Consider the following 20,763-nt stretch of genomic DNA (forward strand, 5'->3'; position numbering starts at 1 on the left):
TCCTCGCGGTATCCCCGTCTCATCAACGGAAAGGAGCGAAATGTCAAATGTTTATCATCCGGTGCGAAAACTGCGGCGCGGAACAGCGTTGGGGCGACGGTGTGACGCTTGGTCAAGGTACGGTGATTGAGGTGGCGGACAAGGCGGTTTATTGCGAATGTGGGGCGGGTGTGGAAGAGGAAAACGGGAAACTTGTAGTGCTTCAAGCCAGCGTACAGTAGTGGCAATGGACATGGAACAGCCGCTCGGTGTACGAGCGGCTCATGTACGTTTGGGTGCAATATATGTTTATCGCTGAAAATATGTCGATTTATTTGTCATAGACCTGTATTTTTCTAATTCTTCAGGGGGTAAAACGTAGGTGACTATCAAATCATGTCCGTTGTACTTCAGACACTCGTCCCGCTGTTCATCATTATCAAACGGAAATCCTTGCGACACGGGACTGGTATCTTCCCTAACCGTGTAGAACAGGGAGAATAAGTACCTGTATAACTCAAAAGGCGTTTTATACCACTTCTTGTTCAGTTTTTGCCCTTTCAATTGGCAAATCTCTTCGGCGAAAGCCCATTGCTTTTCAGATATTGTTGGTTTTACGGAGGCTGTTCTCGTCCGAACATTTGTCACACCTATATCTAAAACATCATTGCCGTTCGGCACTAAGTCGTCAGACAGAAGAGGTGCAATCGATAGTTCACTACGGTCGTACGTTGCATATTCCACACCACTACTTCGATTGAATCGAGACGCAATAAACGTCCTCACATCATCGACAGACCTTGTAAATCTGTAACCCATCGCTTCAAAGACTCCACGCACCTCCGTACCGTATTCATCACTTGTAAAAACGCGTGAGTCCAAAATGGAAATTACCCCATAATCACTAATGTCGCGAATCAACCGTCCCACGGCTTGCTTCAGCTTAACCATCATGTGAGGGAACGTCACTTGTTGGAAACGGTTGTCTAACCCCTCACTTAATAGCTCCAAATAAGGATCATTCGGAACGGGGAACGGCAGTCTGGTCAAGATGACAGAAATAAGTGCTTGGCCGGGGACGGAGAAACCAGAAAAGAAGCTCCCTGAGCCAACTAAAACGCTTCGTTCATCTTCCTTGAACATCCGTGTTAGTTGTTCGACAGCTCCCTTCGTCTGCATTAGCAACGTAAAGTCCTTCTCCTTGGCGTAATCCATAAGCCCTTCATGTATATCATTCATGTGTACTTTGGATGTGCAAAGTATCAAGGTTCGCCCGTCAGTGATGTCGAGTAATGATTGAATGTGAGAAATTTGATTAGGTAAATAGTCTGGCCCCGTTGACTCTTGCGCCGCTACCAAGTCGTTAGGGACGTAGATCATGGCTTGCTTAGAAAAGTCGAACGGTGTGGGCAGCGTCTTACAGGACGCATCCTTCGGATTGATTCTCCACTGAGTAAGAAAATTCGTAAAGTCTCCATCTGGGGTCAGCGTCCCTGACATCACTATTACCTTGTTCCTCCGGGTTAAATGATCAAGCGTTTGGCGGAATTGTTCTGGAAAATGTGTACTCACAGCACAGAAGGCATCCTCTTCATATTCGATCCACGTTACATATTCGGCGTCCCAGATCACACGCAGGGATTCTAACATTTCTGCCAATTCATCTTGTGCGAGTAGGTTTTGATTACGCGCCACTAAAGATGTCAGAGCATCATCGATACACCTATATACTGTTGTGAGAAGCCCTGAGATTTGGTCGGAAATCGGATACCTACCTCCTGTGGTTTCTGCCTTCTCCGCGTCTGCGGTCAATCGATCCTGCAATTTTTTTAGAGAGGCAACATAGGTTTCCCGAATCCTCTTCGGTACAAATGGAATTTTCGATCTCAAATCTTCAATGGTTACTTTTGCTGTTACCTGCCCTAAGAAGTTCGTTTGAAAGTCGTGAGCTTCGTCGATAACTATGATTCCCGGATTGAGTGGAACGATGGGGCTATGAGGGATCTCGCTGGTCACGTTCAATACTGACCGAATCAATTGGTCGTGGTTCGTTATTATCAAGTCGTTCTCTGCGCTGAGGAATGACGAACGATGCTTATAAGTGGCACAATTGTACCTTAGTTCGCATCGATCACATTCACCCTTTGATCTAGTAAGAGACCAATACTTCCACGTGGCTTCATCCACTGGGCCAAATCGCGATTCAAACTCATCTCGGTGTCCAGTCTGTGATGTCGCATTGAAGAAGTCCAAACGATCCTCATACTGTTGAAATCTGTGCCTATTACGCCGAAACTCTTTCATACAGAAATAATGCGTCTTACCCTTTGCCAAAATAGGTTGGTCTACGAGTCCAAGTTTATCTAGCAAGGGTGTTTCATCTCGCATGAGTTGCCCTTGCAGATTTATGGTTGCAGTCGCGTAAAGAACCCTCTTATCTTGGAGCCGCTTTTCCAGCATTGACGGAATTAACGCTCCGAGCGATTTGCCAGTGCCGACCGGGGCTTCAATTACGAGTATTCTCTTGCCAGAGTTGTCGTTTAGAAACTCTGAAATGTCGAATGCCATTTGAACCTGTGACGTTCGAACTACCTCCGTTTGGTAGTGATCCGGTAGGCTCTTCTCAAACAAGCTTAGAAGTATGCTCTTTCGATTTGTAAGCTTTTGTCGAATTATCTCGCTCAGAAAAGGGCTGTTCTTTCGCAATCGGGCCGTCACCACTCCACATTTTGATCTCTCTTATCGCATCTAACACGCGGAATTATATATCAATTAACCTAGATGCAAACATATGTTCCTTCCAAAGTGATTATGGATGTCCTGTCTTCCTCACACGGTAGACTGTTGTTGCTCTGGACGTTGGAGAGCAGTCTCCTTGGTGTTGCGAAGTCCAATTGCACGAGCAGAGCCGTTTTCTGTCTTGCACCTTATATATTGGAACACGGTCACGCACAGATTGTGCGGCAACGAACGATACACCTGCGGTGACAACTCCCACGTTATTCGATGATGTCATAATTCTCTAGGGATGCATTGAATCCTCTTCGTTGGTAACAGATAAACGCAAAAAAGCCGCCCACTATCCGGGGCGGCTTCGGTCTTCACTCTGTACGAGACTTGTACACTTTAAGGTCATCACGACTAACATCGTCCGGTGGTACGAGTCGAAAATGACGTTCCGATGATAAAGAAACCTTGCCGTCATTCTTCTCGAATGCAAACAAAGCGATCACATCGTTTTGCATAAACTGTGCCGCTATTGGTATGCAAATCAGGTCGGGGAATTTCGTCTCGCACACCATAAAGTCCTGTTCTACTTGCGCTATTCCGAGCATATCGTTATGCCCTTTCGCCTGCACAGGGAAAACATAGTGTACACCTTTCTTGTCCACACCTACATAAATCTCATCGGTTTCAACTTGTCCCACGCCGGGAACCGTAGTTCTCAGGTGATTCTGCAACGAGAAGGCCGCCACCCCTGTAAAGATGTCGATGAGCCTGTTATACCTCAACTTCGCAAGCAGGGCTTGTTCATCTTCACCTGCATACTTCAGGACAAGTCCCGGCGTGGCCTCTGGAATTTTGGTTTCGGACATCAACTCATTCGGCAATATACGCGCCAAATTCGATGATTGCGGGACAAACTTGTACTTTCCACGGCCATCAGGGTAAATTACCCATTCCATTCCCTCTGGTGCAAGTTTGCGAATGGAATCCGGCAACGTAGTCCGGTATCGAAAGCTATACATGATGTCTCCCAGATTCTTGGGGTGTTTAACATCTAGTTCCCTTGCCACTTCCTCTAGTTCTTCTCTCATAAACGACACTTCGGTGTCACCGTCTTTATAGTGCCGAAAAAAGACAGCCTCGATCAGTTGAGAGTAACGATTGGCACGCTCCACCTTATCCCCTCCAACGTAAAACAACGACTTCTTCCCTCATCTGCTGTTTGGTTGCAGTTGCTATCCGCGTTCTGAACAGATCGATGGACTCGACTTCATAACCAAGATTTTCGGCGATGTCTGCCAATAGTTGCCCCGTTCGTATGAGGATTCGAAAATAGCTGGCCTGATCCCCAACAACATAGGCCAACCTTGCACCGGGTCTTAAAATGGTTTTCAGTTCATTCAAGTGCCTCGCCATGCCACCAAAATAGAGCCTTGTCACTTTTGCATACAGCTTTTCGAATCCAGAGGTTTTGCCTAATTCGATTCGGCGTTGTTCGATGGCATCTGCAATTCGCTGGATTTCAGGGAAACGCTCCATCCATACATCGTCAGAATCACCTTTGTACACACCACGGGTGTTCGACCGAACTAAGCCCTTTTTCAGATTTCGCAGGCTTTCTTTGTCACGAAGGAAGCCTAATATAACCGACTCCAGCCGAGTGGTTCTGGTGTAGTCCTTCTCGTTCGGATACGGCGGTGACGTGATCACCGCGTCTACGGAGTGCGGTTCGAGAACACGCGTTGCATTTCTCGCATCATCAAGGTGAACCGAACTTGGCACCATTCGGTACGCCTGTTTGTTGTTGATGTCATTGACCATCGTTTCGACGTTCCCTAACCATGAAAAAACTACACGCGCATCCTCTTTGACCTTCCCTACACCGACTTCTGGGCCGAAATGTAGGTTTCCGATTGTAGTCACCAGTGCTTTCGCAAGAGCTAATTTTTCGTATCTGACTAACCTCGGATCATCATAGCGGCGGATCACTTCAAGCAGTTTCAACGTCTTGTGCAGCGGCAGAGGACTGATGGATCGTGCTAACAGAAGTTTTTCGGCTTCTTCTGGCAGGGTTTCTAGCCGTTCGGAATCACCGTGCCACGTCATGCCAATGTCGTCTATGCCTTCCTCTCGGAGTTCATGTATGACTGTATCCGCGATGAAGCGTGCGTGATTCAAAAGTTCATCGGTGTTTACTTCCCATGACACTTTCGTTTCCGATGCAAAATGGGCAACAGGGTTCCGCTCGATACCTACGCTCGGAATGCCGTTCAACTTAGCCTCTACAAGCGTTGTGCCCGTACCACAGAACGGATCGAGTAACACCGTGTCTTGATTCAGCCCGAATCTAGTTATGTACTCGCGCACTAAATGCGGCGGGAATGACAGCACGAAACGATACCAGTCATGAATAGGCTTATCCTCTGTTGCTGTTTGATTGATCTTTGGGTTTGAGAAATCTAGCCTGTGAATTTCTGTGCTTTGAATAGCCAATTCATTGCCTCCCACTTGTTGTCTCGTGAACCACTCCACCATCGTACCTCATTACCCACTTCGACAGTATTCGCGACGACTTGGGTGAATCCTCTTTGATCCAGCGATACAGGTTGTCAGTTTTGGATCTACCCTAGAGAAAGAAAATCCGCCCACTACGCGGCGGAAGAGAGAAAAGTTTTTGGTTGTGTGCAAATCGGCTCTCTACCGCTCTGATGACGACTGCTCAAGTTTGCAAACATCCGTTCGCATTTATTCTATCGTGTCAATGAGACACAATGGATTTTGTGTTCGGTTGCTGAATCGGGCTAAAAGTGGCTTTGGACGGGAGTTTCATGGCATTTCGTGCAGTATTGGTCGCAGTTGGTCAGCAATGAACCAAACAAAATACCGTTTTGTCATACCTTATGGCTCCTTATGAGAGGAGCGATGTTGTCATGGAATTTGTCGAACCGATCCGAGATCGGAAACAACTTGAAACCATAAAAAAGTACCTGCGTGGAACCAGTCTGCGAGATCATACGTTGTTTGTTCTCGGCATCAACAGTGGTTTGAGAGTATCCGACCTGTTGAACCTGACAGTCGGTGACGTGACCGATACGAGAGGTCGCATTAGGGGGAATATGACGGTTGTAGAACAAAAGACGGGGAAACGTAAGAGTTTTGCGATCGGTGCCAGCGTGACCAAAGCAATAGCCGAGTATCTTACAACTCGACCCGGTGCATCAGGCGTTGAACCATTATTCATGAGTCGCAAGGGTGGGGCACTAAAACGCGCCTGCGAGATCTGTCAATCATTTTGTGTAAACTCCTTTGAGTGACCTTAGCGGACGTACTGTTCTATACGATCCGGAAAGTCTATCATAAACGGACTGAGAATCTAGCCCCAGTTCTGCACCAGCATGGTCCAGTGTCTCTTAACCTCCATCGTGGCCAAGTATAGCATCTTGTGAGAGAATCATCCGTCGGGAAGATGCTCTTTCCCCTGGTCACCTTACGAAGTGGCCTGTGGTAGCCCTCCATCCAATAAGTTGTATCCATGAATCGGCGCATCTCTGGCGGATAGCAAAGAAAAATTGCCATCCATTCGTTGAGTTTAAATTTCTCCCATCCCTTGTTCGCCTTGCAGAAGGTACTGCATACCGCCTTGTCAAAATTTGTCGGGACGCGAAGGAGGTGGTTCCATGAGCAGTACAGGCATTGTTCGTCAAATCGACGATCTCGGTCGCATCGTTATCCCCAAAGAAACCAGAACCTTACTCGGCATTCATAACCGGGATAGTCTCGCCATCTTTGTAGACAGCGAAAACATGGTTCTTAGCAAGTACCAACCAGGATGTGTATTTTGCCAAAGTATGGACGATGTTACCCCATATCGAGGACATCCTGTTTGTTCTGCTTGCAAGGCAGAACTGCAAACCATCTAAAGATGGTTTCGTTCTATATCCAAGCCGCCTGTTCACGCAGACGGCTCAATTTTTTAGTTCAGGATTTTCCCGTTCTCTTCCCATATTTTCCACGCTTTTGTTTTCTGCCAATTTCGTGCTTCAACCGCCTGTGCCACCCAAAAACTGCGCTCTCCGGCTTTCTGATTCCGAAAACCTCGACGATACTTCTTTCTCTGCCGCATATGCGCTTGCCGAACACCTTCCCGGTTTGTGAAACCTCGCATCTCTTGCAACCGATCTTTCTTGCAAGTCACCGTGATAATCCGCACTTCGTTTTGCTCGGCACGCATCTCTACCACCACTTCCAACTTTCCAATCCGTATCATTTCCTCGCCGCGCCCAATGAGCAGAGGCAGTGCATTCTTCACAGCTGCCTCCACGGTGGATTTCGCCACAGCCCGCTCTTTGCAACGGTCCTTCGCATGTCTTGTCCAGTAGAGTTTCATCGTTTCACCGCCTTTTTCGTTGGAGCGGTGGAGTGCGACGAAACCACGCCCGGCGCATCCAGCATCAGGACACCTTTTTTCACGATAACCGGGAAGGTTTGGGCAGAAGCCTCTCCATCTTTCAACACGAGCTTAGCCCACGGAACCGTCAACGTCTGGTTAACCTGTAACGTCTTCCCGTTCACCTCTGCCGTAACGCCCTCGGGTAGCAGTGCATCCAACGTCACCTGTACCTGACCTTTCGAAGCCACAAACGACACCCGATCCTCGGCACTGAGAAACGCGGCCAACTGATTTCCGTCAGGAGCGCCAGTAAAACTCAGCGACGGTACAAAATCCACACCGCCCGGCGTGACCAAAAGACCATTTTGCACCATCGGCGGATAGGAGATAGCCTTGCCGCCGGGTAAAATGATTTTCGGTGATGCGCCTTTCGGCAAGATAAACGTAGAAGACTTGGCGTTGGAGTGTACGGGGGCGTATTTGTGGCCAAGACACCCCCCGCCAAGCACCGCCATCCCGGCCAACAAGACGAGCGCCGCAGTTCCATACCCGACCTTTTTCCATGGAAAAAACAGCATCCTGGCTCCATCCTTTCCTTGTTTCTATGGTAGTGACTCGTCTTCGCGCAACTCTTCAAGAAATTCTCTCCATGTCTTTTTTAGGAGCTTTCCTTGACGAATGTCCTGCATTTCTCGTAAAGATTGCTTCAACGATTCGACAGGGGAGCATGGTCTCTAGAATGCCTTCATTTCTTTGCCTCCTTCACGCTTTCGGTGTTGTGGAAAACCGCTCCAGCAGTTCCTTGTCCAAGGCATCGATATGCTGGATATGCAATGCAAAACTTATCTAGGCTTCACTGTATTTTGAAGAAAACTCATTGACCTCATTGAAAATCCTAAAAAGGAATTTTTATCCGTAAACAAGAATTTAGGAACACCACAAAATTAACCATTTTTTTGAGGAGTGAATTTCATGAAGTATTTTCTACAATGGTATATTTCATTGTTAGAAGCTCCCTGGATAAGTTTAGGGAAATCCCATCAATGCAAAATTTCCAAACGAAAAAAACAGTATTTTGCTTTCATTTCGGCAACAGCAAGTTGGTTTTTTACTCAACTCCTTTACAGCCCAATTGCAATTTGGCGCATCCCCATCACTGGTGCCCTATACTTAAATGATGCTTTTATTTTGTTGGACACTGTAATCATTTGGGTATCTTTGTCCATCGTAATCGATATCTATTGCGCAATTTTTTATATCTATATCGTGAGACATCTCATTACTTATTTGGCTAACAAAATTTACACTCATCCGTTACTATATGGATGGAGTTCAGTGGGATTTTTTATATTAGAACTCTTAGTATTTTTTACAAACCAGTCAGCCGTTCTTTCCGTCCTTCCGTTCATTCGATTTTTGCCCAAGTTTCTTATCTTTTTTGCTTTGAGCCTTGTCGGAATGGTTTTGTATACTTTGGTTTCGGTGGGAGTCATGGCTTTGATCGGAGGGATCAGGCAAAAGTTTCTTTTGACGTTCGGAAAGGACAGCGAACTGCACACCGAATCCCACCGAGATTAAAATGATATAACCCAAAACATAAGTTGCCGTAACATGAATCACCGGGGGATGAAAACTTGGTGGTGACCCCACTGAATAAAGAATTCCCATCGCATAAGTTGCAGTAAAAACAAGTGTGATCATGAACCAAGGTCCAGCATTTTTTCCCTTTTCTTTGAAGAATTCCGCCCAAGAAGGAATGCAAGTGAACAACCCCAAACTATTCAAAAAAATCGAAGCCCACATTTTTTTCACCCCTGTTCTGCTCAATTTAGCCATCGTTGACTTCTATCGGCATTTCTCCACCTATCTATGAAAGAGACGAAGCTCTCGCAAACTTCGTCTCTTTTCTTTCACGCTTTCGGTGTTGTGGAAAACCGTTCCAGCAGTTCCTTGTCCAGGACATCCACCTGCACCAGTCCAATGCGTCCGTATGGATCGCGCAGATACCCCAGTCCCTTTTCAAACCGGGAAAACGCCGTGCGATACTCCCCGATATCCACATCCTCTGGTAACCCCAACAGCTTCACCGCATGGCGCACCTGAATCTCGGACTCCAGGCGTCCCACAAACATCCAGCCCAGGTTGGCCGCAATATCGTCATTGCCTTCTGCGCTGGGCAAGAGTACGTCGGGGTTTTGCAGTCCCAGAAGCAAGACCAGGTTCATGCTGCGGCTCATCAGCAGAATACTGTTCATGAGCGCCCGTCCTTCCGGGATGCTCCGTAAAATCCATGCCTCATCCACGACGAAAAACTTTTTCACATGAGAAGGTGCTGCCATCAGACGCACCATACCGAGCCTTGCAATGAGATACAAAATGGCCACGGCAAACCGTTGACCTGGACGCCAGTGGTTGGGGCTTTGCCCCGGCTCTGGAAACTCGAGCCCCATGATGGACACCACCAGTAGTTGGGCCATCTCATCCATCGTCCGCACTGCCCCATCGATGCCAAACATCGCTTGACCCTGATCGTCCTCTCCCCAACGCTCCAGCGTATCGTGGTACAGCATCGCCATTCGTCGCTCTTCTTCCGCCCGTTTCCGATCCGTCGCTACCTGACGCAACGCCTCCAGATAACGCGGCATATCCCACTGCTTGCCTTTGTACAACACATCCAGCGCATGATACATCGCGTTTTGCGCCCATTGACTGTCGCGATCCGATCCCAAGTTGAGTAGCACCGACAAAAAGCCTGCCGCAAACTGCTTGCACTCTCTTGCGTCTTTTCCAAGACGAAACGGCGTAAACTGTAACGTGCTATCCAGTCCAAACCGCCACCACACGCTTTCTTTGGGCCAAAGTTCCACTAGACATCGATACTCCATCTGTTTGGGGTCCACCACAATCCCCATTGCCCCCCAGGAGAGCATGGTATCTACCGCATACTTGATGGCGTTGGTTTTTCCGCTCCCCAACGTTCCTAAAAACGCGGCGGCTCCCGTGCGGTTTTCCTCCATCATGGCCCGAAACCAGTCCACCCACACAGGCTTCCCCGACAGCGCGTTCATGGCAAACCATTGACCCGCCGGATCGCCCACCCGCGCCGTACCGAGGACACCGGATGCCGCCAAAAACAACGGATCACAGGCATTTTGCCAACGAGACTCCAAATGAGCGGTGCCCCCAGGGAAAAACGCGTCAAACAGCGCATACGCATCCCCCGGCGGATGCACCAGACGAAGCCCCCTCGTGCTGGCCGCTTCCAAAAGAATGCGTTCCCGCCGCAACAATTCCCCTTCCTTGTCGGCTCCGAGTGCAAAAAGGGGCAAGAATTCCACAACCGGCTGGCCATCCTTGATTTTTTGTTCCAGCCCCCGTGCCGCATCGAGCGCGTCATAAATCTCATACGGCACCTCCCCCGACAGCGCATACTCCTCTCCTTGCCCCATCGTCACCTTGCGCTTTCGAATCACCAAATCCCTGGCCTCGGACGGGGAACGTACCCGAAACGAGATACACACATCGACTGGAAATTCTTGCATCTCCACCAAATCATACACCCACTCGTCGCCAAGCCGTTGGATATGCTCAGGGACCCGCGCCGCCGCCATGACGGATTGGAACGAAGTCTGGCTATCCGCATGTTCCACGCGAACGCGAAAGAGATCTTCCCTCACCACTGCATCGGCCAAATCGAGCGATAGGGGGGCGGGTTCCACCAGCACATCTCCCGATTCGACGCGAAAGTGCGCGGGGGCACCGTTCGACAGAGTGGAAGGAACGTGCAAAAGCCCTCGGTAGTAGGGAGATCGATGCAGCCATTCCACATCGGCTGGCGTGGCACGCAGAAGACCGGGGAGCGTGGCGGTCAGGCGATTGAAGAGCGTTTGTTCCGCCTGTCTCGCAGATATGAGTTCCGCAAGGCTCAAGAGGGCACGCCCTCCCTTGGGAGAGACGTTTTTGCGCCTGCGTACCATGCGTCGAAGGGCATGGCGTCCCACACCTTTGCCACGAGAGAGCATTTCATCGGGACGATTGAGCACCGCGTCCCAAGCCACCCGCCAACTGCTTTGCAGTGGCAGAACGAGAAAAACTTCGCGCTCAAACACACCCACTTTGTCCAACTGCAGTCCTACCAGTTCTTCGTGACTTTGCCAGTACGGGTGTTGGCTGAAGCGGTGCATGCGCTCCAGCACTTCTTCCTTGGATAACGGACGCGAGAGGCTGTAGAGTTGACCCTGGCCGTGATAGTTATGGAAAAAGATGTCCAGTTGCCGCACCACTTGTCCTCGCACCGTGTCGGACTGGTGTTCATACGGCAAGAGCGGCAGCTGATACACAGCATACGTTTTACCGTTTTTTTGAAAGAACCGATTGTCCTCGATATAAACCGTGTCGATGAAAAACGCCCCCTTCCCTAAAAGAAGGAGGCGAAGGGAGCTAGAGGTTCTGAGTATGTTTTTTTGCAGGTGCCAAAAGTTCCGCCCATTCCTTGGGATGCGTTTCCCGCAAACGAATCAGTCTGGAATCCGTATCAAAATCTTTCCACAACGCCGGCTGGTGCTGTAATGCTTCTCGTATCCATCGCATTGCAGCATGGTATTCCTGAACGCTTGCAAACAGTGCTGCCAGGTCTGCCATCGACTGAACATTGTCCGGGTGATAGGCCAAGTCTTTGCGAAAACATTCTTCCGCTTTCATGACATCTTTCAGTTCATACCAATAAACATAACCTAGTGCCACATAAGCGTTATATACCGTAGGGTCCTGCGCAATAGCCTTTTCTAACAAGTCGATTTTTTGATGAGCATCCTGAACGGAATAGGATGCCATCACTTTCTGCATAGCTTCCTGTTGTCGATAAAAGGTTTGTTGCAAATCTCGCCACATCTCTTCAGAAATTTTTTTCGCTGACTCCTCTATATAACGAGGAATCTCACGTGATGTATACCATCCATACAACGCAAAAGCTATCCCACCTAAAGCGCCTGTTGTCGCCAGAACCGTCAGTAGGAAATTTGGCTGTACCATTTCTTCGTGAGGAAAAAAGAGCGGTATCCAGAAACCTGCTATGGCTAGTAAAACGATAAAAATGGCCAAAAGTTTTGCCATCCAGCGCATCGGGATTCCCACCTTTTCAGATCAAATCACGCCATCGTTTCCATATTGGTTTCATCTTATCGTTTCATGAGCGAAAATAGCAACTTCGCGTTCAGCACGCTCACAACGAAGTGCGACCACGTCCACATCTCTTTCCTCTATGAACATCCTGCACGGAAAGAGGCGAACTCCTTGGCACAAGTACACATCATCAACGGCGACGCACTAGAACACTTGAAACGTATCCCCTCGGAAAGTATCGACAGCATCGTGACCGACCCGCCCTATGGGATTGGCTTCTACGGGGCCAAGTGGGACACGTTTTCTACGAACCAAGCCTACGCCAAATGGGTGGAAACCTGGGCCAGAGAAGCTCTTCGAGTCCTCAAGCCCGGCGGTTTTCTCCTCTCCTTTGCGGGCACAAAAACCTATCACGCGCTGGCCTTTGGCGTGGAGAGTGCCGGTTTGGATATCCGGGATCAATTGATCTGGCTCTACACCAGTGGTATGCCAAAAATGCCTGACATCGCCCGCGCCAGGCACATCGACCACCTGTCATCCGGTCTTGGTGCTGACCTAAAACCCGCGCACGAACCCGTTCTCGTCGCCCGAAAACCACTCATCGGTACACTGGAAGAAAACCTTCGCTGCTATGGTGTCGGTGCTTATTTCGTCGACCGTTGCCGCATTGGAGAGACGCTATCCGGATGGAAAGGCGGTCGTTCCCATTTTGGCAGTCTGGACGGCACCGCTTCCCGGACAGCCTATGAAGTGAGGGGACGTTATCCGGCCAATGTCGCCACCCTGGATACCGACCACTGGACACATCCCTACTTTGGTGTGGATCAAGTGGAGAACCTGACGCCGAAAACCCTGTCGGTCAAAATCACGTCCGATGACCGGGACAGGGACATCTTTGGGCGAACCATTCCTGTGCCTCCGAAGCTCTCTGCCAAAATGCCTACGCGCCACAAAGGTATGGAGCATACCGGAACCGGTAAAAGTCGTACGATACGAAAAACCATGGCACGAAATCCACACCCTACCAGCAAACCCACGCCTCTTTTGCGCTGGCTGATTCGCCTGGTCACGCCCGAAGCCGGTCACGTCCTGGACCCTTTTTGCGGAAGTGGCAGTACCCTCAAAGCGGCGGTACTTGAAGGATGCCAAGCGACGGGGATTGAACGTGAACCGATGTATGCCAAAATCGCCCGGTTTCGTGCCGGGTTATGGAATCTATCGGATGTAGAGAGTTTGCAGGACACCGAAGAGCCATCTGAAGCCATTCAACTCAGTCTATTCGGCTACTAAAAAAGCCTTGCTGTTAAATCGCAAGGCTTAGGAGCGAAACGGCAAAGGCATCTGCAACGACTCTGCCTCCGACAGCTTGTGCTCTGCGCGACGCAGATAATCCCTTGCACTGGCCGTCGAAACACCTAATACGCGGGCGATTTCCCGCGTAGTCATGCCTTCCTGATACGCCTCATACACCACCCGCTCATTGTAGGTCAGCCGCACTCGTACTTCATGTCTCGCCATTTCAAGTTCTACATCGCTGTACGTTGCGACGGCTGTCTCTTCCCTGCCACCAAAGAGAGCCTGATACGGCTCCGTCGACAGCGTCCCGCAGGCGCGGTTCCAAAACTCGTTGTCCACCAGCGTTTGCCCACAAGGGCGCTCCCCGCCTTTTTCCAGGTAATTCAGTTCCCACTCCAAACTACGTACCGTGCCTTTGGCAATCCGCAGTGCCCGCATATTTTCTTTCGTCTTCTCTGCTTTCAATCTCTGTTGCCAACGCCTGTGTTCCTCTCGCGCTACCGCCAGCGCTTCTCTTGTCTGTTCGATCATCTGCTTTCGAAAGCCATCCATACCCATCACCCCATCCTGGATTAACGTCGCAGTATGGGCGCTAGAACATAGGTCAACCCATCGCCTTGGATTCGTAAAATAGGCGCGTTGACCTGTCCCGCCCAACTCTCCACCCGAATCTCTCCGTTCATGTGAGAGAGGGCCATCTGAAGCCGCCTGGCATGATACGAAGCCTGCGCCAACGTCCCTTTCTCTAGTTGGATTTCTAACACTTCTTCATATTCTCCAGCATCGTCTACGCCGCTAATTCGCAACTCGTCCATCCGCGCCCCCTGCCGCCATTCCAACGTAGGGCGATGCGACGGCCCGTCCTCCAGCACCGCCAAAAGCCGCCAAGCCGCCTGTTCCAAGTGTGTAGCAAAGACACAGAACATACATTCCGCTTGAGCGTGCAAAAGCCTTTCCAACGGAAGCGACTTTCCCGCGCTATGCTCCAGCAACATCCATCGGGATTCTCCGAACACCGCCAAATGTGTCGGTAGAAACGACAGAAAAACCGTGGGTTCGGCCATATTTTTTAAGAGCGCCAATAGACTTCTCGCACCTGACGCTGTGAGATAGGCTTGTCCATCCATGCCCGCATCACTCGTCCGCACCCCACGGTAGCAAAGGCTCCCATCCCGCGTCACATTCTCAACCACCCACTGTCCCTCTCGAAGACCAAGAACAACGCCTTCTCCAGATACATATTGATCTCCATTGCCGCCTTCTTTCGGCCAGAACGCCGGTGCGCCCTGCAACAACGTTTGCAACAGGTTCCTCTCCACAGGGATGCGCTCACCTGGCGGCTCCTGCATCTCTGGATACGGCACATCGGAGAGGGCAAACTCCGCTTTGGCCGCACCGCAGCGTAAGCGAATTTTCTCGTTACTCACTTCGAGCCTGACATCATCCTCTTCCAGACGCGATAGAAGGTTGAGCCACTTCGCCAGCGCAATCACACCGCTCCAGTTCTCCTTGACATCCCATACCTCCAGTCGTTCCACGACCGTCACACCCCCGCCCATCGCCGTGAGCTTGAGCGTCCCCTGCTCTACTTTTGCTTTCGCTACCCCCGCCTGTGGCGCATGATCGAGCGTCCTTCTCCCTGCCACCTGTTGCGCTGCCTTGAGCGCCGACAAGAGCTTCAGCCGATCCACCTTCATCCTGCGAAAACCCCTTTCTCAATACCAAACACATGTTCGATTACACAATAACACAAGACGTTCAGCCTTCATTAGAATCTGGATAAGATTGGGAAACGACTTGCAATGCTTCCGAGGCACTGGTGACCACCGCTACCCTTGCGCCCGCATCCCTCCAGGCACGCTGAACATGCTGTTGAATGGATGTGGCCTTATAACCGGGGCGCTTGACTTCCAAGAAATAGACACGCCCCTTTGACACACACAAAAGATCGGGAGTCCCCGCTTCCATATACGCACTGCCGTGCAGATTGATCGCCTTGGTCTGGGGCAAGGCATTCAATGCCTTCAAAATGTTGCGTTGTATCCCGGATTCCCGCACCAGCCACCACTCCTTTCAAAACCCACGTCCGTGCAAAAATACGCCTGCCATACCGCCGAGAATCGCAGATAACGTAAGTACCAGAACTTTCAGCCAATCCGGTATACGTTTGGACTCCTCATCATCAGGTTGCCTCAACCGAATCACACCCCCCTGATAAAGAAGGAGGCGAAGGCGGAGCTTGCAGAGATACGGTGCGAGGGCTTCGTCCTGTGCCGTCCACACCGAAGTACGGAGCCAAAGATGTCCTTGCCTGCTTGAGATGCAAAGAGACCTGTTTTTGTGAGATCCCTCGTCTGACCTCGATTTCGTAAATGTTGTATCCGAGTACCCGTAGCCAGACCGTCTGCTGCACGTTTCGCGGCAACAAGCCGATAGCTTCCTGCACTTCTACCCGCGTTTCATCGATGGACATAGAAGCAAAACGAAACTCGTCCACCTCTGTGATCTCATCCAAATCCACATGTTTTCCTGTAAACATCCACATTTCTTCCGGCTGTTCTTTCAACTTTTTTCGCGCAACGTTTTTGAGTTTCGCGCCTGTGCGGGTCTCCCGCGCGAACATTCGTTCCAGGACTCCTCGAATCCAGGCGGTGGCGAACGTGGAAAACGCAACGCCTAATTCAGGCCGGTATCTTGCGGCGGCTAAACAAAGCCCCACATACGCTTCCTGGCACACATCTTCCATAGGGATACGCATCGACTGCGCCCTGCCTCTGACTCTCCAGGCCCAAAGGATCGCCAGTCTTTGATGGTGCATCGGGTTCATCGATTTCGCCCGATTTCCCGCAACCCTGCAGCGCATATGGCTATGAGGACAAAGCACGCGAGGATAAACATAAGCCATCTCTCCAATCGTCCATGATTCGCTGTTCCCTCTGAGTGATACGAGGGACAGGCAACCCGCAATCTTTCAGCCAGGCCATCAAGGCTACCCGTTCCGCCAGTCCATCTACGCCAAGTAGCTGCATCGCCAATCCCAAAGTTGGCCTTCTCCCCAAAAAGGCCAGTACGTTTTCTACCGAATCCTCCGTCTCTTGTGCCCAGTCATAGACCGCCGCCTTCACACGGGCGAACCCTGGATGTTGTTTGTCATTTACAGCGTTCAAAGATTTTGACCCCCTTCCTCTTCCTCACAAACTCCATAACCGTGGCGGCAATGCCCACCATCAGAGCCGCAACGCCCGCCACTCTGCATTCTTGCAAGGAAATGGGTATCCAAATATCCGCCCCACTGCAAAAACTGAACCACTCCGGCAACACCAACACAGCTACCGCGACACCCAACGCAACCTGGCATCCGTGTTTCACAAAACTTGCTCCATCAAACGTTGCAACGCCTGTGCGGTATCGCTCATCCCCCGCACCGCCGCCGCTAACTCTTCGCTCGTTGCCGCCTTTTCCTCGGCTTCTGCCGCCATCGCTTCCGCCATGCCTTGCAAGTCGGTGATTTCCTCTGCCATATGGCGTAAATCCTCTTCTGTTTGTCGGGACTCTTTTTTGGCGGTTTGCGCGAAATTACGCATCCGTTCTGCGATCACTCGAAACGGATTCCCTGCCGCCCCCAATCGTGCCGCTTCAATGGCACTGTTGAGTCCCAAAAGTTCCAGTTCATCGGCGGAATCTCGCAAAAAACGAATAAGGTTTGTGAGGCGGTCTTTGTGTTCGGCTAACAAGGTGACTTCCTTTGCCATTCTTTCCGCACGTTCAGCAGACGCTACGGCGTTTTGGGCGAACCCTTCCCCCGCCATTGCCATGTCAGCGAGACCGTTTTGTAGAATGGTTGAATATTGGTTTACTTCGTCCATTCGATAGGGTTGGTACAAGCCTAAGATATATTTCATCAAATCGTCTTCTTCATCGAATATAGGGATAGCCGCACCGCGATACGTCACCCCCACAACACTTTGCTCAGCGGGGTAGTACCCTGTCTGAATCGTCCAGCTTTCCAGAGCTTTCCTTGCCAAACTGCTTCCTTCGGGAAGGGGATCGCCCTCTCGAAGTTTCATGTCAAAATGGTTCTTCCAGACACGCACCACTTTTTCACTTTCCACGTCAAACAATGCGGCATAAAAAGCACTTTGCGCGCCCAAAACGGCAAAAGCCGCATCTAAAGCCACGTAGGACGGGCGCGAACCGATGTTGATTAAACCCATTTTTCTTCTCCTCCTGCCGCCCTGCTCAACCGCTCCACTGCACCAAACTCCATGAGCCAGCGGGCGTTTTCGTACAGTTCCTTCGCCGACCACGTTTTCTCCACCGCATATTCCCAGCGTCTCGTCCAGGCATCCCCTTCTGGTTGATCCAAAAAGTCGAGAATATAAAATCCTTCATACTTCAAGAGTGCGGCATCCGGTAGACGGGGATACGCCTGACAATAATCCAGCACATCGTCAAAAGCGGAAAACGTGAGCCAAATAGCGTCGGTGGCGTCGTCTTCTTCTTGGAACTCTACGGGCACTTTCGCTTCCGTCGGGACGTGATACGTTAGATGAAGCCCGCCTTCTGCGTCTGCGGCGATGTCCACAACCACACGTTCCCCGACCCTTTTCGGGAAATCTGGCCCTAAGCCGTTTTCCAAAAGAACTCGATACACCGCGTCAATTCCCGCGCTCATCCGTTGCAACTCTTCTGTACTCATCTCGGCCACAAGGCGTATTTCCGGAAACCCGTAGGCTTGGGTTTCCAAAGGATTCAAGTGCGCGGTTAAAGTGGTATCTGTGCTATTTTGTCGCTCCATCCACATACTGCTTCTCTCCTTTCATGATTCGATGGCAGTGGGAGCCGCTTCACATACAGCCTCTCGGGAATCCCGCAAGGCGTCCAGCATCGTCACCAGGATTTCCCTTTCCGCTTCCGTCATCGAAGAAAACACGCCTTCCTCTGAAACTCGTACCATTTCCATCTGAAGCGAAGCTGCTATCGCCGCTTCCAGCCTTGCGCCTCGCGAATGTTCCCACCCTGGCAACAAAGCAATCGCCTCGCATTGAAGAAGGAGTTGCAGCGCGGAGTGCATCATGGCTTCCCACGGAAGTACCGGAGCCAAACCTAACTCGGTGGGACAGGCCACCGTGATGCCGTCTTCGCGAAGCAATGACGCCACCCGCCGAAACAACGGGTAGTTGTACTCTGGATGTCCCGTCATCGGCCCGGACAAATAGACACGCATGAAACCACCGCCATCCTCTCAAAATTGATATTTTTTCTATTTATGGAACATTTGAGGATTTAATGTCGAGCATTGTTGCTCGAAAAGAAGGGGTTGTCAAGGTCGAATTTGCACATCGCTGTCCAGCCTTTCCCTATTACCTCCACGGTGTAGAGTGAGGAGACCGTCACCACAACGGGTTTATTCCAGCGTAGCGGCACGGTGAGTCCATCCACTCGCAAAGCCGCCACATTGGACGTTGGGGCCGCCCACACCTGAAATCCGCCCGGCACAGGTTTCACAGCAACCGATGCGGCCAACGTCAGGATTTCATCGAACAAGCCGTTATCATCCAGAGTCTTGTGTTCATGAGAAACTCGCGGGGGACGGGGCGCAGCAGGTGTGATGGTGACCAGAAAGCGGGATGCGAAGACATAAGGCGCTGCAGACAGGTTGCCGTTTTGCAAGGGTAGAGTATGGAGAATCGGCTGGCTCGTTGCTGGATTCGTATAGGTCAGCCAGGAACCTCCCGGATCCTCACCGTTCACCATGAGTTGCACGTCGTGCAATGTCGGCACAGGGACAACCCCCGCCTTCTTCTCCCACCAGACGCTATGCAAGAGCAGCGATCCAGTGACGAGAATGAACCCAAGGATGAATAAGTCTTTGCGGATCACATCGAAACGCCGCAATCGCACATAACCGGCCACACCATCACCCCAATAAAGAAGGGGACGGAGGTGAGAAACGCCACACATACCCCCTCCCTGTATATGCAGCCGTCAAACGTTCGAATCGGGGGAATTTACCAGTTTAAATAGACGGAATATCGTAATTTTTTAGTTTTATAGATGGTTGATTCTTCATGTATAGGTTGGATTCTGGTATTTGATAGACTTCATTTACTGTTTTAGTTTGGCTAATGTTAGCAATCATTTAACTTGAATGGATAGATATTACTAACCTTTTTCTGTTTTTTGTGGTGTTCCTAGGAATATTTTTGCGCTCCGGTAATCATTAAATTCGAGTTCGGTAATCACTCAATGCGATTTTCGGTAATCACCAGCACTTTTCAAAACCCTTGATTTTTCGGCATTTTTCAAGTGCGGTAATCACTCGAAAAAGTTGGTGATTACCGTTCTCAGCCCTTGTGCCACTTGGCTTCACGGGCATTTTTTTCGCTTCGGTAATCACTCGACGATCAGGGTATGTAGATCGTCGATTCAAAAATTGATTTTTGAGATCGTTTTCGACATCTCGACTTAAATGAATTTGATTTAACTTAAATTTTGACCTTTTTTGACTTTGATTTCGATTTTTCTTTTAAAAACACCCTATGATCGTCGAGTGATTACCGCACTGCTGGAAATTAACCTCGATCCCTTGCAGGACAAGGGAAGAGAACGGTAATCACTATATATTTTTGGTGATTACTAAATATATTTAAATATATGCCGTTTTCCCTTGTGCCACTTGAGATCGAGGCGGTAATCACCCAATTTCAGCTTGTGATTACCGGTGATTACCGCACTCGAAAAAAGTCGATTTTTCTCAGACAGCACAAGGGATTTGAGGCTTTCGAGAAAATTGGAAATTGCCGAAAATACCCCCTCAGATGCCGAGTCTACTTTGGGACGCCTCACAAACTTCGCAAAAAAGCAGGCTCGGCTTCCTTCACCTGCCTGCTTCATCTGCACACACCGCCAGATTCGGCCTTATTTTCGTCTCTGTCGCGTTTTCGAAGGCAGTCTAGTCAGCATTACCTGTCCGTACTCGAAAATGCGAATATCGGACAAATAGAGGCCGTAGATGCCGAGTCTACTTTGGGACGCCTCGCAAACCTCGCAAAAAACAGGCTCGGCTTCCTTCACCTGCCTGCTTTTTCTGCACACCCCGCCGGATTCGGCTCAATTTTCGTCTCTGTCGCATTTTCGACGGCAGTCTAGTCTCATTAAACCTGACCGTACTCGAAAATGCGAATATCGGACAAATAGAGGCCGTAGATGCCGAGTCTACTTTGGGACGCCTCGCAAACCTCGCAAAA

At 50.2% G+C, this 20,763-nt stretch carries 23 protein-coding genes; 4 read left to right on the forward strand and 19 right to left on the reverse strand.

What is annotated here, in order from left to right; all coding sequences use genetic code 11:
• Positions 1–47: 47 nt before the first annotated feature.
• A complete protein-coding gene (locus FY534_RS07995; protein WP_203114244.1) occupies positions 48–221 on the forward strand; it encodes a hypothetical protein in 174 nt (57 codons plus the stop codon).
• A 67-nt stretch (positions 222–288) separates the two neighbouring features.
• Here the strand turns inward: FY534_RS07995 and FY534_RS08000 are convergent, their stop codons facing one another.
• The 3 genes from FY534_RS08000 to FY534_RS08010 all read right to left on the reverse strand — a co-directional run bounded on the left by FY534_RS08000 (position 289) and on the right by FY534_RS08010 (position 5,199).
• Positions 289–1,995 carry an ATP-dependent DNA helicase gene (locus tag FY534_RS08000; protein ID WP_203114245.1) on the reverse strand — a complete coding sequence of 569 codons (1,707 nt, stop codon included), beginning with the start codon at positions 1,993–1,995 and terminating at the stop codon, positions 289–291.
• 1,085 nt (positions 1,996–3,080) lie between these two features.
• Complete coding sequence (locus FY534_RS08005; protein WP_203114246.1) at positions 3,081–3,881, reverse strand: hypothetical protein; 801 nt, start codon at positions 3,879–3,881, stop codon at positions 3,081–3,083.
• A gap of 1 nt (position 3,882) precedes the next feature.
• Positions 3,883–5,199, reverse strand: a complete 1,317-nt coding sequence (locus FY534_RS08010) for a DNA methyltransferase (RefSeq protein ID WP_203114247.1) — start codon at positions 5,197–5,199, stop codon at positions 3,883–3,885.
• Positions 5,200–5,636: 437 nt separating this feature from the next.
• Between FY534_RS08010 and FY534_RS08015 the strand changes: the two genes are divergently transcribed.
• Both FY534_RS08015 and FY534_RS08020 read left to right on the forward strand, forming a co-directional pair.
• On the forward strand, positions 5,637–6,020 hold the full coding sequence (locus FY534_RS08015; RefSeq protein ID WP_203114248.1) for a tyrosine-type recombinase/integrase: 384 nt from the start codon (positions 5,637–5,639) through the stop codon (positions 6,018–6,020).
• A 363-nt stretch (positions 6,021–6,383) separates the two neighbouring features.
• On the forward strand, positions 6,384–6,626 hold the full coding sequence (locus tag FY534_RS08020) for an AbrB/MazE/SpoVT family DNA-binding domain-containing protein (protein ID WP_203114249.1): 243 nt from the start codon (positions 6,384–6,386) through the stop codon (positions 6,624–6,626).
• A 53-nt stretch (positions 6,627–6,679) separates the two neighbouring features.
• Here the strand turns inward: FY534_RS08020 and FY534_RS08025 are convergent, their stop codons facing one another.
• From FY534_RS08025 to FY534_RS08045, 5 genes are all read right to left on the reverse strand, one after another.
• On the reverse strand, positions 6,680–7,093 hold the full coding sequence (locus tag FY534_RS08025; RefSeq protein ID WP_238413459.1) for a hypothetical protein: 414 nt from the start codon (positions 7,091–7,093) through the stop codon (positions 6,680–6,682).
• Complete coding sequence (locus FY534_RS08030) at positions 7,090–7,674, reverse strand: hypothetical protein (RefSeq protein ID WP_203114251.1); 585 nt, start codon at positions 7,672–7,674, stop codon at positions 7,090–7,092. The genes FY534_RS08025 and FY534_RS08030 overlap by 4 nt, the downstream gene beginning before the upstream one ends.
• 802 nt (positions 7,675–8,476) lie before the next feature.
• On the reverse strand, positions 8,477–8,899 hold the full coding sequence (locus FY534_RS08035) for a hypothetical protein (protein WP_203114252.1): 423 nt from the start codon (positions 8,897–8,899) through the stop codon (positions 8,477–8,479).
• A 107-nt stretch (positions 8,900–9,006) separates the two neighbouring features.
• Entirely contained in the window at positions 9,007–11,376 is a 2,370-nt protein-coding gene (locus FY534_RS08040; protein ID WP_238413460.1) for an ATP-binding protein, read from the reverse strand.
• 160 nt (positions 11,377–11,536) lie between these two features.
• Positions 11,537–12,217: a tetratricopeptide repeat protein gene (locus tag FY534_RS08045; RefSeq protein ID WP_203114253.1), complete on the reverse strand. Its 681-nt coding sequence runs from the start codon at positions 12,215–12,217 to the stop codon at positions 11,537–11,539.
• 171 nt (positions 12,218–12,388) lie between these two features.
• On the opposite strand from FY534_RS08045, the gene FY534_RS08050 reads away from it, so the two are divergent.
• Positions 12,389–13,507: a DNA-methyltransferase gene (locus FY534_RS08050; RefSeq protein WP_203114254.1), complete on the forward strand. Its 1,119-nt coding sequence runs from the start codon at positions 12,389–12,391 to the stop codon at positions 13,505–13,507.
• 27 nt (positions 13,508–13,534) lie between these two features.
• Here the strand turns inward: FY534_RS08050 and FY534_RS08055 are convergent, their stop codons facing one another.
• The 11 genes from FY534_RS08055 to FY534_RS08100 form a co-directional block, all read right to left on the reverse strand.
• Positions 13,535–14,065, reverse strand: coding sequence for a helix-turn-helix transcriptional regulator (locus FY534_RS08055; protein ID WP_203114255.1), 531 nt, complete (start codon positions 14,063–14,065; stop codon positions 13,535–13,537).
• 20 nt (positions 14,066–14,085) lie between these two features.
• The gene (locus FY534_RS08060; protein ID WP_203114256.1) at positions 14,086–15,210 is read right to left on the reverse strand and encodes a hypothetical protein; all 1,125 of its coding nucleotides are present in this window, start codon (positions 15,208–15,210) and stop codon (positions 14,086–14,088) included.
• Positions 15,211–15,271: 61 nt separating this feature from the next.
• Positions 15,272–15,571, reverse strand: coding sequence for a VRR-NUC domain-containing protein (locus tag FY534_RS08065; protein ID WP_203114257.1), 300 nt, complete (start codon positions 15,569–15,571; stop codon positions 15,272–15,274).
• 15 nt (positions 15,572–15,586) lie between these two features.
• Complete coding sequence (locus tag FY534_RS14850; protein ID WP_255567362.1) at positions 15,587–15,709, reverse strand: hypothetical protein; 123 nt, start codon at positions 15,707–15,709, stop codon at positions 15,587–15,589.
• Positions 15,696–16,418: a sigma-70 family RNA polymerase sigma factor gene (locus FY534_RS08070; protein ID WP_370541522.1), complete on the reverse strand. Its 723-nt coding sequence runs from the start codon at positions 16,416–16,418 to the stop codon at positions 15,696–15,698. Before FY534_RS08070 ends, FY534_RS14850 begins: the two co-directional genes overlap by 14 nt.
• Positions 16,381–16,680, reverse strand: coding sequence for a hypothetical protein (locus FY534_RS08075; RefSeq protein ID WP_203114259.1), 300 nt, complete (start codon positions 16,678–16,680; stop codon positions 16,381–16,383). Before FY534_RS08075 ends, FY534_RS08070 begins: the two co-directional genes overlap by 38 nt.
• Positions 16,664–16,882, reverse strand: a complete 219-nt coding sequence (locus tag FY534_RS08080; protein WP_203114260.1) for a hypothetical protein — start codon at positions 16,880–16,882, stop codon at positions 16,664–16,666. The genes FY534_RS08075 and FY534_RS08080 overlap by 17 nt, the downstream gene beginning before the upstream one ends.
• Complete coding sequence (locus FY534_RS08085) at positions 16,879–17,727, reverse strand: methyl-accepting chemotaxis protein (RefSeq protein WP_203114261.1); 849 nt, start codon at positions 17,725–17,727, stop codon at positions 16,879–16,881. The genes FY534_RS08080 and FY534_RS08085 overlap by 4 nt, the downstream gene beginning before the upstream one ends.
• Positions 17,718–18,317 (reverse strand): hypothetical protein, encoded by a 600-nt coding sequence (locus tag FY534_RS08090; RefSeq protein WP_203114262.1) that lies wholly within the window; start codon positions 18,315–18,317, stop codon positions 17,718–17,720. The genes FY534_RS08085 and FY534_RS08090 overlap by 10 nt, the downstream gene beginning before the upstream one ends.
• A 15-nt stretch (positions 18,318–18,332) precedes the next feature.
• Complete coding sequence (locus FY534_RS08095) at positions 18,333–18,740, reverse strand: DUF4406 domain-containing protein (RefSeq protein WP_203114263.1); 408 nt, start codon at positions 18,738–18,740, stop codon at positions 18,333–18,335.
• Between the two features lie 59 nt (positions 18,741–18,799).
• Complete coding sequence (locus FY534_RS08100) at positions 18,800–19,429, reverse strand: hypothetical protein (protein WP_203114264.1); 630 nt, start codon at positions 19,427–19,429, stop codon at positions 18,800–18,802.
• Positions 19,430–20,763 lie beyond the last annotated feature (1,334 nt).

Origin of the sequence: Alicyclobacillus sp. TC (assembly GCF_016804365.1) — a bacterium.
In the GTDB taxonomy this organism is placed as follows: domain Bacteria; phylum Bacillota; class Bacilli; order Alicyclobacillales; family Alicyclobacillaceae; genus Alicyclobacillus_I; species Alicyclobacillus_I tolerans.

What these genes read in the sequence shown, in the direction of transcription:
- FY534_RS08055 (WP_203114255.1), bottom strand. Translation starts at nt 14,065, where the DNA reads ATGGATGGCTTTCGAAAGCAGATGATCGAACAGACAAGAGAAGCGCTG.
- FY534_RS08060 (WP_203114256.1), bottom strand. Translation starts at nt 15,210, where the DNA reads ATGAAGGTGGATCGGCTGAAGCTCTTGTCGGCGCTCAAGGCAGCGCAA.
- FY534_RS08025 (WP_238413459.1), bottom strand. Translation starts at nt 7,093, where the DNA reads ATGAAACTCTACTGGACAAGACATGCGAAGGACCGTTGCAAAGAGCGG.
- FY534_RS08070 (WP_370541522.1), bottom strand. Translation starts at nt 16,418, where the DNA reads ATGGCTTATGTTTATCCTCGCGTGCTTTGTCCTCATAGCCATATGCGC.
- FY534_RS08035 (WP_203114252.1), bottom strand. Translation starts at nt 8,899, where the DNA reads ATGTGGGCTTCGATTTTTTTGAATAGTTTGGGGTTGTTCACTTGCATT.
- FY534_RS08015 (WP_203114248.1), top strand. Translation starts at nt 5,637, where the DNA reads ATGGAATTTGTCGAACCGATCCGAGATCGGAAACAACTTGAAACCATA.
- FY534_RS08085 (WP_203114261.1), bottom strand. Translation starts at nt 17,727, where the DNA reads ATGGGTTTAATCAACATCGGTTCGCGCCCGTCCTACGTGGCTTTAGAT.
- FY534_RS08030 (WP_203114251.1), bottom strand. Translation starts at nt 7,674, where the DNA reads ATGCTGTTTTTTCCATGGAAAAAGGTCGGGTATGGAACTGCGGCGCTC.
- FY534_RS08095 (WP_203114263.1), bottom strand. Translation starts at nt 18,740, where the DNA reads ATGCGTGTCTATTTGTCCGGGCCGATGACGGGACATCCAGAGTACAAC.
- FY534_RS07995 (WP_203114244.1), top strand. Translation starts at nt 48, where the DNA reads ATGTTTATCATCCGGTGCGAAAACTGCGGCGCGGAACAGCGTTGGGGC.
- FY534_RS08045 (WP_203114253.1), bottom strand. Translation starts at nt 12,217, where the DNA reads ATGCGCTGGATGGCAAAACTTTTGGCCATTTTTATCGTTTTACTAGCC.
- FY534_RS08020 (WP_203114249.1), top strand. Translation starts at nt 6,384, where the DNA reads ATGAGCAGTACAGGCATTGTTCGTCAAATCGACGATCTCGGTCGCATC.
- FY534_RS08090 (WP_203114262.1), bottom strand. Translation starts at nt 18,317, where the DNA reads ATGTGGATGGAGCGACAAAATAGCACAGATACCACTTTAACCGCGCAC.